The sequence below is a fragment of the Paracoccus pacificus genome (genome assembly GCF_042680785.1).
Classification (GTDB): Bacteria; Pseudomonadota; Alphaproteobacteria; order Rhodobacterales; family Rhodobacteraceae; genus Paracoccus; species Paracoccus pacificus.
On the sequence record NZ_JBHUEN010000016.1, the window covers coordinates 45,373 to 60,673 of the forward strand.

General features: G+C 65.7%; 13 protein-coding genes. 9 read left to right on the forward strand and 4 right to left on the reverse strand.

All coding sequences use genetic code 11. From position 1 onward, the window contains the following. Window positions 1–16: 16 nt before the first annotated feature. Complete coding sequence (gene ptsP, locus ACFSCT_RS05740; RefSeq protein ID WP_379140878.1) at window positions 17–1,969, forward strand: phosphoenolpyruvate--protein phosphotransferase; 1,953 nt, start codon at window positions 17–19, stop codon at window positions 1,967–1,969. Window positions 1,970–2,157: 188 nt separating this feature from the next. On the opposite strand, the gene ACFSCT_RS05745 is transcribed toward ptsP, so the two are convergent. The 4 genes from ACFSCT_RS05745 to ACFSCT_RS05760 form a co-directional block, all read right to left on the reverse strand. Next, on the reverse strand, window positions 2,158–3,525 hold the full coding sequence (locus tag ACFSCT_RS05745) for an acetoin dehydrogenase dihydrolipoyllysine-residue acetyltransferase subunit (RefSeq protein ID WP_379140879.1): 1,368 nt from the start codon (window positions 3,523–3,525) through the stop codon (window positions 2,158–2,160). Next, window positions 3,525–4,520 carry an alpha-ketoacid dehydrogenase subunit beta gene (locus ACFSCT_RS05750; RefSeq protein ID WP_379140881.1) on the reverse strand — a complete coding sequence of 332 codons (996 nt, stop codon included), beginning with the start codon at window positions 4,518–4,520 and terminating at the stop codon, window positions 3,525–3,527. Before ACFSCT_RS05750 ends, ACFSCT_RS05745 begins: the two co-directional genes overlap by 1 nt. A 27-nt stretch (window positions 4,521–4,547) precedes the next feature. Then, window positions 4,548–5,582: a thiamine pyrophosphate-dependent dehydrogenase E1 component subunit alpha gene (locus tag ACFSCT_RS05755; protein WP_379140882.1), complete on the reverse strand. Its 1,035-nt coding sequence runs from the start codon at window positions 5,580–5,582 to the stop codon at window positions 4,548–4,550. Between the two features lie 96 nt (window positions 5,583–5,678). Then, entirely contained in the window at window positions 5,679–7,001 is a 1,323-nt protein-coding gene (locus ACFSCT_RS05760; RefSeq protein ID WP_379140884.1) for an NAD(P)H-dependent oxidoreductase, read from the reverse strand. A 180-nt stretch (window positions 7,002–7,181) separates the two neighbouring features. Here ACFSCT_RS05760 and ACFSCT_RS05765 point away from each other — a divergent pair, with 180 nt between their 5' ends. From ACFSCT_RS05765 to ACFSCT_RS05800, 8 genes are all read left to right on the forward strand, one after another. Beyond that, the gene (locus ACFSCT_RS05765) at window positions 7,182–7,670 is read left to right on the forward strand and encodes an HAD family hydrolase (RefSeq protein ID WP_379140885.1); all 489 of its coding nucleotides are present in this window, start codon (window positions 7,182–7,184) and stop codon (window positions 7,668–7,670) included. Next, a complete protein-coding gene (locus ACFSCT_RS05770; protein WP_379140887.1) occupies window positions 7,667–8,659 on the forward strand; it encodes a sugar-binding transcriptional regulator in 993 nt (330 codons plus the stop codon). The genes ACFSCT_RS05765 and ACFSCT_RS05770 overlap by 4 nt, the downstream gene beginning before the upstream one ends. A 201-nt stretch (window positions 8,660–8,860) precedes the next feature. Then, window positions 8,861–10,015 carry a TRAP transporter substrate-binding protein gene (locus ACFSCT_RS05775; RefSeq protein WP_379140889.1) on the forward strand — a complete coding sequence of 385 codons (1,155 nt, stop codon included), beginning with the start codon at window positions 8,861–8,863 and terminating at the stop codon, window positions 10,013–10,015. Window positions 10,016–10,075: 60 nt separating this feature from the next. Beyond that, window positions 10,076–10,660, forward strand: coding sequence for a TRAP transporter small permease subunit (locus ACFSCT_RS05780; protein WP_379140890.1), 585 nt, complete (start codon window positions 10,076–10,078; stop codon window positions 10,658–10,660). Window positions 10,661–10,759: 99 nt separating this feature from the next. Further along, window positions 10,760–12,178, forward strand: coding sequence for a TRAP transporter large permease (locus ACFSCT_RS05785; protein WP_379140893.1), 1,419 nt, complete (start codon window positions 10,760–10,762; stop codon window positions 12,176–12,178). Then, the gene (locus ACFSCT_RS05790) at window positions 12,168–13,523 is read left to right on the forward strand and encodes an amidase (protein WP_379140896.1); all 1,356 of its coding nucleotides are present in this window, start codon (window positions 12,168–12,170) and stop codon (window positions 13,521–13,523) included. The genes ACFSCT_RS05785 and ACFSCT_RS05790 overlap by 11 nt, the downstream gene beginning before the upstream one ends. Beyond that, on the forward strand, window positions 13,520–13,720 hold the full coding sequence (locus ACFSCT_RS05795) for a hypothetical protein (protein ID WP_379140898.1): 201 nt from the start codon (window positions 13,520–13,522) through the stop codon (window positions 13,718–13,720). The genes ACFSCT_RS05790 and ACFSCT_RS05795 overlap by 4 nt, the downstream gene beginning before the upstream one ends. A gap of 205 nt (window positions 13,721–13,925) precedes the next feature. Then, complete coding sequence (locus ACFSCT_RS05800; protein ID WP_379140900.1) at window positions 13,926–14,942, forward strand: zinc-dependent alcohol dehydrogenase family protein; 1,017 nt, start codon at window positions 13,926–13,928, stop codon at window positions 14,940–14,942. Window positions 14,943–15,301 lie beyond the last annotated feature (359 nt).

Consider the following 15,301-nt stretch of genomic DNA (forward strand, 5'->3'; position numbering starts at 1 on the left):
TTGAAAGGTAACGCCCATGATCGAGCGCAGTTTTGTCGTCCGGGTCCATGACGGGCTGCATGCCCGTCCGGCCACGCAATTCGTGAAGCTGGCCAAAAGCTTTGGCGCGGACATTCAGATCAGCTGCAACGGCCAGACGGCAAGCGCGAAATCCGCGGTGAAGCTGATGCTTCTGGGCATCAAGGAAAACGACGAGGCGACGCTGCTTGCCACCGGCGATGACGAGGCCGAGGCGCTTTCCGCGCTGACCACCTTTCTGCAAACCCCCGGCGCGGGCGATGTGGCGCTGAAGAAAGCCGGCCCCAGCGCCGCCACGGCGAAGGGCGAAGGCGAAACCGCATCCCCACAGGGCGCGCCCGACCGCGACGGCTGGGGCGTCGCCGCCAGCGAGGGCACGGCGCTGGGACCGACCTTCGCGTTCTTTCCGCCGGTGCTGAAAATCGACCCCGTGCCGGTGGCCGACATGGGCGCCGAGACCGCGCGTTTCACCGCGGCGGTCGACAGCGTGACCGCCGGCTTCGCCGCCAACAAGGACCGTCCCGATATCGGCGCCGATGCCGCCGGGATCATCGACGCGCTGATTGATCTGGCCCGCGACGCCGATTTTGATCAGGCCGTCAGGGCGGCGATCGCCGATGGCCGGGACGCGGCAAGTGCCGCCATGACCGTGGGCACGAAACTCACCGCCGATTTCGAGACGATGGAGGACCCCTATATCCGTGCCCGTGCCGAAGACATGCGCAGCGTGACCCGCCAGATCGTGCTGTCGCTGCTGGGCGAGCGCGATGTGTCGCTGGCCGAATTGCCGCCCGGCGCGGTCATCGTGGCCGATGAGATCACCGCCTGGGATCTGGCCAAGGCGAAACTCGCCGATGTGGCGGGCATCGTCTGTCGCAAGGGTGCGGCGACCTCGCATGTCGCGATCATGGCGCGCGCCTATGGTATTCCGGCCGTGCTGGGCGCCGCGATCGCCGAAGACCGGCTGAAATCGGCGCTGACCATCGGGCTGAACGGCGGCACGGGCCAGGTCTTTGTCGAACCCGACGCCGCCACCCGCACCGCCCTGTCCATGGCCATCGCCCGCGAGGCCGCCGACCGCAAGGCGCTGGAAGCCTATCGCGCCGTGGAACCCGTCACCCGATCCGGCAAGCGGATCGAGGTCGCCGCGAACCTTGGTACTCTGGCCGAGATTCCGGGCGCGCTGGAGACCGGCGCCATGGGTGTGGGCCTGTTTCGCACCGAATTTCTGTTCATGGAACGCAAGACCCTGCCGACCGAGGATGAGCAGGCCCGGACCTATCGCACGCTGGCCGAGGCTTTCGCGCCCTATCCGGTGGTGATCCGCACGCTTGACATCGGCGGCGACAAGCCCATCGCCGGGGTTGATTTCGAGCATGAGGACAACCCCTTCCTTGGCTGGCGCGGGGTGCGCATGTGTCTGGAGCGGCGGGATATATTCAAGCCGCAACTGCGCGCGCTGCTGCGTGCGGCGGTGGTCGGTAACGTCAAGGTCCTGTTGCCGATGATCGCCGACGGCGGCGAGGTCGAGGCGGTCAAGCAACTGTTCGCGGAATGCCGGGCCGAGTTGGACCGCGAGGGCGTCGCCCATGGCGGGTTCGAGCTTGGCGTGATGATCGAAACCCCGGCCGCGGTGTTTCTGGCCGCCGATCTGGCGCGGCAGGTCGATTTCTTCTCGATCGGAACCAACGACCTGACCCAATATGTGATGGCGGCCGACCGTCTGAACCCCAAGGTCGCGAACCTGAACCGGACCGAACACCCGGCGGTGCTTGCCGCCATCGCCGCCGCATGCAAGGCCGCGCGCGAGGCCGGCATCTGGATCGGCGTCTGCGGCGAGGCCGCCGCGCGGCCCGACCTGATCCCCTTCTTCGTCGAAAACGGCGTGACCGAACTGTCGATGAGCTCCGCCGCGATCCCGCGCGCGAAACGCTGCGTGACCGAGCTGTGAACCACCGGGGTTGCGTTACGAGTATGCCGGGCCCCCGGGGGTCCGGCTTTTTTCGTTGTCGCCCGGCGATGCGCCCGCGACGTTGCCGCCCTATCCCTTGTTTGATCCGCTCCGCCGCCAAGCCATGAAAGACCCCGCGCATCCGGGGACGCGCGGGGGATGAACGGACCGGGGGAGGGTCGGTCCGTTCAGTTCAGCATCTGCCGCAGGATGCGCCCCACCGCCTCGCGCTGTTCGACCTGCGGCATATGGCCGGTCTGCTGGAACAGGTGCAAGGCAATGGAGCCGGGCAGTCCCAGAACCTGCCGCCACGGGAACACCCGATCCTCAAGCCCGAAGACGATGCGCGTCGGGCAAGCGTTCTGCGCCAGCGCCGGGCGGATCGAAAATGACGGCACGCCGCCGCCGAAAAGCGCCGAGGCAAGACGGGTCTGTGCCAGGGCCTGCGTGCCATCCGCGCGGGTGCGGGCGACGGTTCGGACAAAGGCGTCGGACAGACTGGCGGGGTCGTGGACCACCTCGCGCAGCCAGCCCGCGACCGCGGCGGCCTCGGTGGCGCGGGCGAAATTCTCGACGAATGGCGACATTTCCGGCCCAAGCCCGGCCGGCGAAATCAACAGCAGGCTTTGCACCTCAAGACGAAGCCCCCCGGCAAGCGCGGCCGCGACCGCCCCACCCAGCGAATGGCCGACCAGATGCGCCGAGGTGATGCCGCTTTCGGTCAGCGTATCCTCGGCCTGCGTCACCAGATCGTCGAAACCGGCGACGTCGCGGGTGACGGATTTCCCGTGCGCGGGCAGATCCAGCGCCAGAACCGCGCGGTCCGCCGGAACCTCGGCCAGAAACGGCCGCCACGCGGACAGTTCGGACCCGAAGCCGTGAATCATCACCACCGGCACGCCCGCACCCTGACGCAGCCAGACCGCGTTCAACAGCCCCGCGGCCAAGCGCGCTGTCGGCGCCGGCGCGGCGTCCGGCCTTCCGACGCAGCGGAACGACGCGGCGGGCGGCGCCGAGGTGGCACCGGCCAAGACGGCCGCCTCGATATCGGCGCGCTGAACCCGCCCATGCGGGCCCGAGCCGGCCACCGCCGCCAGATCCAGACCGCTTTCGCGCGCCAGACGGCGGGCAAGCGGTGTGGCGCGCGTGCCGGTGCGCGCGGTCACCGCCGGTTCAGCTTGCGCCGGCGTGGCCGGTTCAGCTTGTGCTGGCGCGGCCGGTCCGGCCACAGCCGTCACTTCAGCCGGGGCGTCAGCCGCCCCTGTCGTACGGGGCGCCGCTGCGGCGGCTGCCGGGGACGGCTCGGCCGGCGCCTCCCCTTCGGCAAAGATCCATGCGACCGGCTCACCCACCGCGATCTCGACCCCGGTTTCGGGCGCGGTGATCCTGATCGTCCCATCTGCCGGGGCGTCGATTTCCATCGCCGCCTTGTCGGTCTCGATCTCGAACAGGACCGCACCTTTCGCGACCGTCGCGCCGTCCTTCACCAGCCAGCGAGAGATGCGCCCGGTGGTCATATCCATGTCGACCTTGGGCAGGATGACCTCGGTTGCCATCACCTTTCCCCCTTCACCAGCGCGCGGGCGGCGTGGATTATGTCGGGGATCTGCGGCACCACGGCCTTTTCAAGCTCGGGGTTGTAGGGGATCGGCGATTCCGCCCCGCCCAGCCGGATGATCGGCGCATCGAGGTAATCAAACGCCTCGCTTTCCGCGATCGCGGCCGAGATCTCGGCGCCGATGCCCAGCGTTTTCACACCTTCATAGACGGTGATCAGACGGCCGGTCCTGATGACGCTTTCGATGATCGTGGGCGTGTCCATCGGGCGGATCGTGCGCAGGTCGATGACCTCAAGCTCGATCCCCTCGGCGGCGAGCTCCTCGGCCGCGGCCAGCGCCTTGTGCACCATGATCGAGGTTGCGACGACGGTCGCGTCGCGCCCCTGTCTGCGCACGGCGGCCTTGCCGATGGGCACGGTATAATGGCCCTCCGGCACCGCGCCCTTCATCTTGTAAAGCAGCTTATGTTCGTAAACCATGACCGGATCGGGGTCTTCGATGGCGGCCAGCAGCATGCCCTTGACGTCGTGGGGGGTCGAGGGCTGGATGACTTTCAGACCCGGCACATGGCCCAGCCACGCCTCGAGGCTTTGCGAATGCTGGGCGGCGGCGCCGGTCCCCGAGCCGCTGGGAAAACGCATGACCAGCGGCACCGAGACCTCACCCCCCAGCATGAACCGCAGCTTCGCCGCCTGATTGACGATCTGTTCCATGGCAAGCGCCGCGAAATCGGAAAACTGGAACTCGAAGATCGGGCGCATTCCGGTTAGCGCCGCGCCGACCGCGACACCGGCGCCGCCCAGTTCCGAAATCGGCGTGTCGATCACCCGGTCGCTGCCGAAGCGGTGCACCAGATCGCCGGTGACCTGAAACGCACCGCCATAGACGCCCACATCCTCGCCCATCAGGAACACGCGGGGATCGGCCTCCATCGCGGTGGCGATGGCCTCCTGAATGGCCTGGGAATAGGAAAGTTCGCGGGTCTCGCTCATAATCATGGCTTTCCGTTGCTGCCCGGTTCACGCGGTATAGACGAAGCGTGTCGCATCCTCGGGACGCGGCGACGGGCTGTTCTTGGCGAATTCGATGGCCTCGGCGATCTCGGTCTCGACCTCGGCGCGCAGGCTGTCGATCTGGGCCTGATCCATGACGCCGTATTCCTGCAACTCGGCTTCGAACCGCCCGATCGGATCGCGCGCGACCCATTCCTCGATCTCGTCCTTGCTGCGATAGCGGTTGCGGTCGCTTTTGGAATGGCCGCGATGACGATAGGTCAGGTTCTCGACCAACGAAGGCCCCTCGCCCGCGCGGGCCCGCGCGACGGCCGCGTCAACCGCCTCGGTCACGGCGGAAAGCGAGTTGCCGTCGACGGTGACGCCGGGCATCGCATAGGCCGCCGCGCGATCGGCGATATGCTTCACCGCGGTCGAGCGTTCGGTCGAGACCGACATGCCGTATTTGTTGTTCTCGCATACGAACACGACCGGCAGCTTCCAGATCGCGGCCATGTTCAGCGCCTCGTGGAACGCGCCTTCGTTGTTGGCGCCGTCACCGAAAAAGCAGATCACCACATCGTCGCGTTTCTGCATCTTCATCGACAGGGCGGCGCCGACCGCGATCGGGATGCCGCCGCCGACGATGCCGTTGGCGCCAAGGTTTCCCCGTGCCACGTCGGCGATGTGCATCGAGCCGCCGCGCCCCTTGCAATAGCCGGTTTCCTTGCCGAAGAACTCGGCGAACATGCGCCCGACCTCGGCCCCTTTGGCGATGCAATGGCCGTGGCCGCGATGGGTCGAGGTGATCTGATCGCTGTCGCGCAGGCCAAGACAGGTGCCGACGGCGCTGGCCTCCTGCCCGATCGACAGATGCATCGTGCCGTGAATAAGCCCCCGGGTATAGCTTTCCTCGGCCCCTTCCTCGAACCGTCGGATCAGGTACATCTGACGCAGCGCATCGCGCAGCACCTCGGGCGCATAGGTACGAAAGGCATAGGGGCGGTTATCCCCCGACGACGCGGCCTGAATTTTCTTTGCGCTGGTGCTGGTTTTGGCCATGAAAGCGGAACCTTTTGCAGGGAACGGGGAATCTGCGCGGCCTGCGCCCCGTGCGGCCGCGCCTTGGGCGTGTTCAGCGGATACCGGGGCGCCGCATCATGCGTCGGCGAAGCGGCTGTCCGCCTGATCCAGCCGCTGGCGGATCTTGGTCACGACGAAATCGTCGTTCGGCGTGCAGTTTTCATAGCTCAGCCGCTCGCCCGCCTTGACCGGCCTGTTGACCACCGCGCTTTCGGCAAGACCCAGCGGCAGCGCCTGCTGGTCGCGCGCGTCCTTCCACGTCATCGCAAAGCCGCGATAGTCATATTCGCCGATCTTGCCCAGCGTATCGCCCGGGTTCAGGTCGCGCTTGGCCACCGCCACGCATTCGGCGACCGGGTAATCGACCGGCTCCATATCGGGCTGGCCCTTGATCACGGCACGGATCGCCGACAGCGGCACCTCGAGCGAGGTTAGGTGATAGGGGCGGAAGATGCTGAAACACGGCCCCGGCCCGACCTTCAGGTCCGCCATGCGTTCCAGAACCCGGGGGTGTTTCGGCTTGACGATGCAGAACACGCCCGGCGCGACCCCCTTGCCGATGGAATAATCGACAACGCCGGATTTGTTCAGGATACCGCCGTCTGCCTTGGTACACAGCACCTGCGCCAGTTCGTCCCGGGTGGCGTCGGGGCCGTGCATGCCGGGCACATCGGGAACAAGGCCGGTGGCATTGGCGACGGCGACCATCTCGATCATGGTTTTCGAGCCGTCGACGAATTCGACCAGCATCCGCGCGTTCATGTTCCGCCGCCGGGCCTCTTCCTCGTACTGGTCGGGCGTCGCGTCGAATTTCAGCGCATTGTTCTTGCCCTTGCCGGCGGCGACGATTTCAAAGCCGAGCGACTGGGCGAAACCCATGATCTCCACCGTGCAGGCAGGCTCGTCGCCCGCCGCCCCGGTATAGACCACGCCGGCGCTTTTCGCCTCGGCGGCAAGGTGGCGGCCGATGGTGATGTCGGCCTCGACGTTCAGCATCACGACATGCTTGCCGTTCCTGAACGCCTCAAGCGCGATCAGCGTGCCGATATTCGGGTTGCCGGTGGCGTCGATGATCACCTGAATTTTGCCCGACATGCACATCGCCCGGAAATCCTCGGTCAGCACGACCTTGCCGTTACCGATCGCGCGGTCGATGTCATTGGCCGAATTGGTGCTGACGATGTCGTCCTTGCCCCACCCCGCCAGCAGCAGCGCATCGCGGGCCGCGTCCATGTTGACCTCGGACAGCGCACCCAGCCGCACCCCCGGCATCAGACCAATCTGCACGACCATATCGGTGCCCATCTGCCCCGCGCCGGCCAGACCGACAACGACCTCGCCATGCTTTTCGGCATATGCCAGCAGCTCGGCCGCAAGGCCAACCTTTGCGATCTGCATCGTGAAAACTCCTCCGCCAAAGCATTGAGGCGAAGCTACTGCACATTTGTGTCATTGTAAAGACAACTGTTCAAATATCGCCTGTTCCGATATGATCGTGCCACGTCCGGACGCCGGGTCTTCGATGAACATCCCCGAACACCGGCGACCGCCGCGGGGCACGAAACGGGGGAAACCGGAATGACGGCCGCGATCTTTGACTGCGACGGGGTGCTGGTGAATACCGAGATGCTCAGCGCCGAAGCCTATCGCAACGTCTATGCGCGCCACGGCCTGACGATCGAACCGGCGGCGTTTCAGAACATGCTCGGCCTCAAGCGGGCCGATACCCTGCGCACCCTACCCGGCCGCGAGGGCGGTGTTTTGCCGCCCGAGGCCGCGCCGGAGCTTTCGGCCGAAATCCTTGACCTGATCCGCGCCAAGGCCCAGCCGATGCCCGGCATCGCGGATGTGCTGCGCGAACTGCACGTGCCTTTCTGCGTCGCCTCATCCTCGGACGTGGCGCGGGTCCGGCTGTCACTGGCGGCGTCCCGAACTGATCAATTTACCTATTCCCGCGTCTGTTATAGCGTCCTAGTGAGACTTCGGGCAGGCTACGCCGGCCGGCCTCAGATGACCCAGACTGCCGGCGCGCCCATGCAACGGCCGCCGGTGACGGAGAGCCTATGACCGCCGCGACTCAACCCATCGCACCCCAGAACGAATCCGAACGGCTGCGCGCCCGTGCCGTCTGGATGTATTACGGTGACGGGCTGACCCAGAACGAAATCGCCAAGCAGCTTGGCATCAACCGTGTCATGGTCGTGCGCCTTCTGGCCGACGCCCGGCGGCGGAACGAGGTGCGCATCACCATATCCTCGACGCTCAGCGAACTTGCCCGGATGGAGCAGGAGCTGGAGCGGAAATTCGGCATCGGACGGGTCATCCTCGCGCCCAACGCCGACCCCGGGGCGAACCCGATCCCGGTCATCGCCGCCGCCGCCGGCAGCTATCTGTCGCAGGAAATAAAGTCGGGGACGACGATCGGCGTCGGCTGGGGGCGGACGTTATATGCCACCCTGCCCTTCATCACCGCCAATGCGATCGAAAACCTTCAGGTCATATCGCTGTTGGGCGGCATCGCCGCCGCACGGCGCTATAACCCCGCCGAATTCGCCTGGCGCTTTGCCGAATTGTTTCAGGCCGAGGGCTATCTGATCCCCGCCCCGGCGGTCGTCGACAGCCCCGAGACGCGGCGGGCGCTTCTGGATCGCTGCGGGCTCGCGGCGATTTTCCAGATGGCGGACAAGATGGACATGGCGCTGATCTCGGTCGGCGACATCGCCTCGCTGACGACCAGCTACCGCACTGGCTATCTGACCGAAGAGGAACGGCAGTCGCTTGTCGATGCGGGCGCGGTGGGCGACGTGCTGTATAATTTCATCGGCGCCGACGGGCAGGTCGTGGATCATGAGATCAACAAGCGCGTCATCGCGACCGAGCTTTCGCAGATCCGCAACACGCCGAACCGGATACTCGTGTCGGGCGGCAAGGAAAAGATCACCGCGATCCGGGCGGCGCTGCACGGCCTGTCGCCGACGGTCCTGATCTCGGACGAACAGACCGGCATGGCGCTGCTGAAGGACGGTCGGAACTTTACCGCGCCACAGCCCGCCTGAACGCCCATGGGCGGCGCGCCAAGGCGCCCCCACGGCACGCGTGCGCCTTGCCGGAACGCGGTAATCCGAAACTTCTGAACTAAACTGTTGCCAGAGCGACGGTTTAGAAGGCAGACTGAATTTTGCATTCAAAACCGCACGGTTCATCGCCAGGGAGGGGCGCTAAAACGGGCGAATGCTAACAGGGAGGAGAAAACAAGAATGACAACGGATCCACACAAGCCGTCGGCGCCGGTATCACGGCGTTCATTCCTTCGTCGGGGTGGCGTCATCGCCGGTGGTGCCGCGGCAAGCACGATGCTGGCCGCACCGGCGGTTCTGGCGCAGGCCCCGCTGGTTCTGAAGATGCAGACCAGTTGGCCGGCATCGGACATCTGGCAGACCATGGCGCAGCAATATGTCGACCGCGTGCAGGCCATGTCGGGCGACCGCATCAAGATCGACCTGCTGCCCGCCGGCGCGGTCGTCGGCGCGTTTCAGGTCATGGACGGCGTCAGCGACGGCGTCATCGACATCGCCCATTCGGTTTGCGCCTATTGGTACGGTAAGAACAAGGCCGCGTCGCTGTTCGGCACCGGCCCGGTGTTCGGCGGCGACCCGACCAACATGCTGAGCTGGTTCTATCAGGGCGGCGGCCGCGATCTGTATCGCGAGCTGACGCAGGACAACATGGGCCTGAACGTGGTCGGATTGCTGGGCTTTCCGATGCCGGCGCAGCCCTTTGGCTGGTTCAAGAACCCGATCAACGGCGTGGCCGACATCAAGGGCATGAAATACCGCACCGTCGGTCTGGCCGCCGATCTGCTGCAATCCATGGGCATGTCGGTCGCCCAGCTTCCGGGCGGCGAGATCGTCCCGGCGATGGAGCGCGGCGTCATCGACGCCTTCGAGTTCAACAACCCCTCATCCGACCTTCGCTTCGGCGCGCAGGACGTCGCCAAGAACTATTACCTCGGCTCGTACCATCAGGCGTCCGAGGCGTTCGAATTCCTGTTCAACCGCGACGTGATCGAGGATCTGGAACCGGATCTGCGCGCCATTCTGGAACACGGGGTCGAGGCGGTATCGACCTATAACACCGCCTTCGCGCTGGACAACTATTCGGCCGACCTGCTGAAGCTGCGGGACGAGGACGGGGTGAACATCCTGAAAACCCCCGACGACATCCTGACCGCCCAGCTTGACGCATGGAGCGCGATGATCACCACGCTGGAAGGCGACGCCTTCATCAAGAAGGTGCTGGACAGCCAGCGCGACTGGGTCAAGCGGACCACCTATTACGAATTGATGAACAAGCCCGATTACACGCTGGCTTACAATCACTTCTTCCCGGGTGAACTGGCGGCCAAGCAATAGCGAAACGAAGACCCCCGCCGGGTGGATCCGGCGGGGGTGATCTTCATCGCGGAGAGCCCGATGCTATCTTACATTCGCTTTGCGGACAGCCTGTCGGCGTGGTTCGGCAAGACCTTCGGCTGGCTGATCATGCTGATGACCGTCGGCGTCAGCTATGAGGTGTTCGTGCGCTATGTGCTGCACAGCCCGACCTCGTGGTCGCTTGATGTATCCTTCATCATGTATGGCACGCTGTTCATGATGGGCGGCGCCTATACGCTGTCGCGCGGCGGCCATGTGCGCGGCGATTTCATCTATCGGCTGTGGCCGGTCCGGGTGCAGGGGGCGGTCGATTTCGTCCTGTATCTGCTGTTCTTCTTTCCCGGCGTGACCGCGCTGATCCTGTCGGGCTGGAAATACGCCGGACGCTCTTGGCAATATGCCGAGGTCAGCGTGAACAGCCCCGCCGGCATCCCGATCTATCAGTTCAAAACCGTGCTGGTCGCGGCCGGTGTGCTGCTGTTCATTCAGGGCATCGCCCAGCTTTTCCGCAGCATCATCGCCATGCGCGACGGCGTATGGATCGACGCCGAGGAGGATGTCGAGGAAACCGAGCAGCTTCTGCTGCGCGAGCAGGCGGAAAAGGCCGGCGTGCATGTGGATTGACGCGATGACGACAGCGCCGCGACAGGCCCCGCCCGGGACCGCGACAGCGGCCCCGACTGAAGCCCCGACACAAGCCCCCAACAAGCCGGAGATCTGGACGTGACCGACCCGCAGGTTGCCCTGACGATGCTTGGCATCTTTATCCTTCTGGTTTTTCTTGGATTTCCGATCGCCTTCACCCTGATGGCGCTTGGCATCGGCTTTGGCTATTACGCCTATTTCGATGCCGGCCGGATGTGGCGGGCGTTTGATCGCCTGCCCGAAGATACCAGTTGGCTGACCCAGAAATGGACCTGGCTGGAGGGGTTTTATAACAACCGGATCTTCGATCTGTTCATAAACCAGACCTATACGGTCATGTCGAACGAGGTGCTGACGGCGGTGCCGCTGTTCCTGTTCATGGGCTATGTGGTCGAGCGGGCGAATATCGTCGACCGGCTGTTCTCGACGCTGGCGGTCGCCTCGCGCCGGATGCCGGGGTCGATGGGCGTCGCGGCGCTGATCACCTGCGCGCTGTTCGCCACCGCCACCGGCATCGTCGGCGCGGTGGTGACGCTGATGGGGTTGCTGGCGCTGCCGGCGATGCTGAAGGCGCGTTACGACCCGCGCTTTGCAAGCGGCATCATCTGCGCGGGCGGCACGCTGGGCATCCTGATCCCGCCCTCGATCATGCTGATCGTCTATGCGGCGGCGTCGGGCGTGTCCATCGTGCGGCTTTATGCCGGCGCCATGCTGCCCGGTCTGGTGCTGGTGGGGCTGTACCTGCTTTACGTCATCGGCCGGTCCATCCTTCAGCCCTCGGTCGCGCCCCGCCCCAGCGAGGAAGAAGTGCCCTCGGTTCCCGGAACGAAGCTGCTCTGGATGCTGATCACCTCGTTCTTTCCGCTGGCTTTCCTGATTCTCGCGGTGCTGGGCTCGATCCTGTTCGGACTGGCCACCCCGACCGAGGCGGCCGCGATCGGCGCGCTTGGCGGCATGGTTCTGGCCGTCGTCTATCGGGCGATGACCTTTCAGCGGCTGCGGGAATCGGTCTATCTGACGGTGCGCACCACGGCGATGGTCTGCTGGCTGTTCGTCGGATCCTATACCTTTTCGTCGGTATTCTCGTATCTGGGGGGCGAGCAGGTCATCTCCGAGTTCGTCCGCGGCCTTGATCTGACGCCGCTGCAATTCCTGCTGCTGGCGCAATTGATCATCTTCCTTCTGGGCTGGCCGCTGGAATGGTCCGAGATCATCATCATCTTCGTGCCGATCTTCCTGCCGCTTCTGCCGATGTTCGGGATCGACCCGCTGTTCTTCGGCATCCTCGTGGCGCTGAACCTGCAAACCTCGTTCCTGACGCCACCGATGGCGATGTCGGCCTATTACCTCAAGGGCATCGCTCCGCCCAGCGTCAAGCTGACCGACATATTCACCGGCGTCATGCCGTTTCTGTTCATGGTCTTCATCGCGATGGCGATCCTGTATATCTGGCCCGACATCGTCTATGTCCTACCGAATATGATCTATGGCTCTTGATCCTTTGACCCTCGGCGCAGTGCAACTGCGCGACCTGTTGGCAAGCGGCGCGCTCTCGGCCGAGGCGGTGACGGCTGCCTGTCTGAAACGCATCGCCCAGACCGAGCCGCAGTTGCACGCCTGGGCCTATCTTGACCCCGAATATGCGCTGGCGCAGGCCCGCGCGCTGGACGCGTGGCGCAAGAAGGGTGCCTCAATCGGTCCGCTGCACGGCGTGCCGGTGGGGATCAAGGACATCATCGACACCGCCCGCATGCCGACCGAATACGGCAGCCCGATCACCAAGGGCCGGGTGCCGGACAAGGACGCGCAACTGGTCGCCCGGCTGCGCGCCGCCGGCGCGGTGATCATCGGCAAGACCGTGACCACCGAATTCGCGTTCATGCAGCCCTCGGCCAGCCGCAATCCGCATGATCCCGGCCACAGCCCCGGCGGTTCTTCCTCGGGTTCGGCGGTGGCGGTGGCCTCGGGTCAGGTGCCGTTGGCGGTCGGCACCCAGACCGGCGGCTCGGTGATCCGACCTGCGTCCTATTGCGGCACGGTCGGGTTCAAGCCGACCTATGGGCTGATCGGGCGCACCGGCGTTCTGGCGCAATCGCCGTTTCTGGACACCGTGGGGGTTTTCGCCCGCTCGGTCGAGGATGCGGCGCTGTTGGCCGAGGTGCTCGCCGGACATGATCCGCAGGACGCCGCCTCGGCCCCCGGCCCGGTCCCGCGCCTGTCCAAGGCCGCGGCCGAGGCGCCACCCCTGCCGCCGCTTCTGGCGGTCTTGCGCCTGCCCGGGGCAGAGCCGGTGATGACAGCGGCACTGGATGAGCTGGCGGCCGCGTTGGGCGACAGCGCCCATCCGGTCGATCTGCCGCCCGGTTTTGCCGGTGCGGCCGCGATCCGCATGCAGATCAATCAGGCCGAGATGGCGAAATGCCTGTTCCCCTATGAACGCCGGGGCCGCGCGTTTCTGTCTGACGAGATCCGCGAGGCCATCGACGCCGGCAACCAGATCCGGGCGCGGGACTATATCGCCGCGCTCGACTGGCGCCCGGTGCTGAACGCCGCCGTCGATGAGCTGCTGAGCCGCTGCGACGCGATCCTCTGCGCCGCCGCCCCCGGCCCCGCCCCGCCGATCTCGGAAAACCATACCGGGTCGTCGGCGATGAACGGTATCTGGACGCTTTGCGGCACGCCGGCGATCACATTGCCGCTGATGGCGGATGAAACCGGCCTGCCGCTTGGCGTGCAACTGGTCGGGCGGCGGGGCGAGGATGCGCGGCTTTTGCGGGTGGCGCATTGGCTGAGCAACCACATGGCCCGGACACCCGAGACAACGGAAAGGGAAACCGCATGAGCGACAAGATCATGGCCATTCTGGCCTATCTCATCCTGGTCTGCTTTCTGGCTGTTCTGGTCTGGCATGTGCCGCGGCTGGATCTGGGCGCGATCGTGCTGCTGACCCTGATCCTTGCCGGGATCGATACCGCACAGGTCATGCGCAGCCATGACAAGGCGGCCCATGACGAAACGGGCCCAAAGCCCGACGCCTGAACGGCGGTCAGGCGGGGGTGCGGCGCGGGGTCGGGCGCCCGGGGCGATCTGGTGTTCTTCGCTCGGATCAATCACTATGGCGGCATTCCGACCCCGGCCGATGGTTCGCAAGCCCCCCAATACGCCGCCGTTGGTCCCCCCATTTGATCCCCGCCGTATTTCCGGCGTCCGTTCCGTTGATCACTGACCCCGAAGGAGCGTTCCCATGTATGCAACCGTCCTGCACGGCCCTCGTGACATCCGCTATGAACAGGTCGAAGATCCGAAAATCCTGCTGCCCACCGACGCGATCATCCAGCTTTCGGCGACCTGCATCTGCGGATCTGACCTGTGGCCCTATCGCGGATTGCAACCGCAGGATCGCCCCCTGCATATGGGCCACGAATATTGCGGAACTGTGATCGAGGTCGGCAGCGACGTCCGCACGGTCCGGCCGGGCCAGTTCGTGGTCGGCAGCTTTTGCCTTTCGGACAACACCTGCCCGCATTGCCGGTTCGGTTTTCAGTCGTCGTGCATGCAGGGCGAATTCATGTCGGGTGCTCAGGCCCCCTTTGCCAGGGTGGCCTTGGCCGATGGCACGCTGGTCGCGACCGAACATATGCCCGATCCCGCGATGATCCCGCATATGCTGGCGGTGTCGGACGTGCTGGGGACCGGCTGGTACGGGGCGGCAGCCGCACAGGTGCGCGCGGGCGGCACGGTCGTCGTGGTCGGCGACGGCGCGGTCGGGCTGATGGGCATTCTGGCCGCCAGCCAGATGGGAGCGGGCCGCATCATCGCGATGAGCCGGCATGAACCGCGCCAGCGGCTCGCACAGGAATTCGGCGCAACCGACATCGTGGCCGAGCGGGGCGAGGACGGGATCGCCCGGATCATGGACATGACCGATGGTGTGGGGGCGGAATCGGTGCTGGAATGCGTCGGTCTGGCGGAATCCATGCAGCAGGCGATGGGCGTATGCCGCCCCGGCGGCACCATCGGCTATGTCGGCGTGCCCCACGGGGTCGCGCTTGAGGGGCGGCAGATGTTCTTTCGCCAGCAGCGCATGCTGGGCGGCCCGGCCCCGGTCCGGCGGTTTCTGCCCGACCTGATGGACCGGGTGCTGCTGGGCAAGATCCACCCCGGCCGGGTTTTCGACCTGTCCCTGCCGATCGCCGAGGTGGCCGAGGGTTATAAGGCCATGGACGAACGCCGCGCCATCAAGACGATCCTGACGGTCTGAGCCGCCGCGATCCTTTGCCGAGCCTTCGCGCGAAGGGAGCCTGTCGTACCCGCCCCGGATGGCGATTGTTCCGGCGGCCGGATCGCCCCGCCCCCCTCCGGAGTCCGGCACTACCGGTAGTGCCGCGCCCCCCTGGGCACGCACAACCCATGAACCTCATCAATGCCGAGACGCTCAGGGGTTCCGCGCGATAGGTCGGAGCGGCCGCGATCCGAGATCGAACCCCGCCCGCGCGAAGGGATTCTTTCGCTCCCGCCCCCAGGTGGTGACTGTTCCGGTGGCCAGATCACCCCCGCCCCGTGGTCCGGCACGACCGGTAGTGTCGCGCCCCACGAGGCACGCACGACCCATGAACGTCG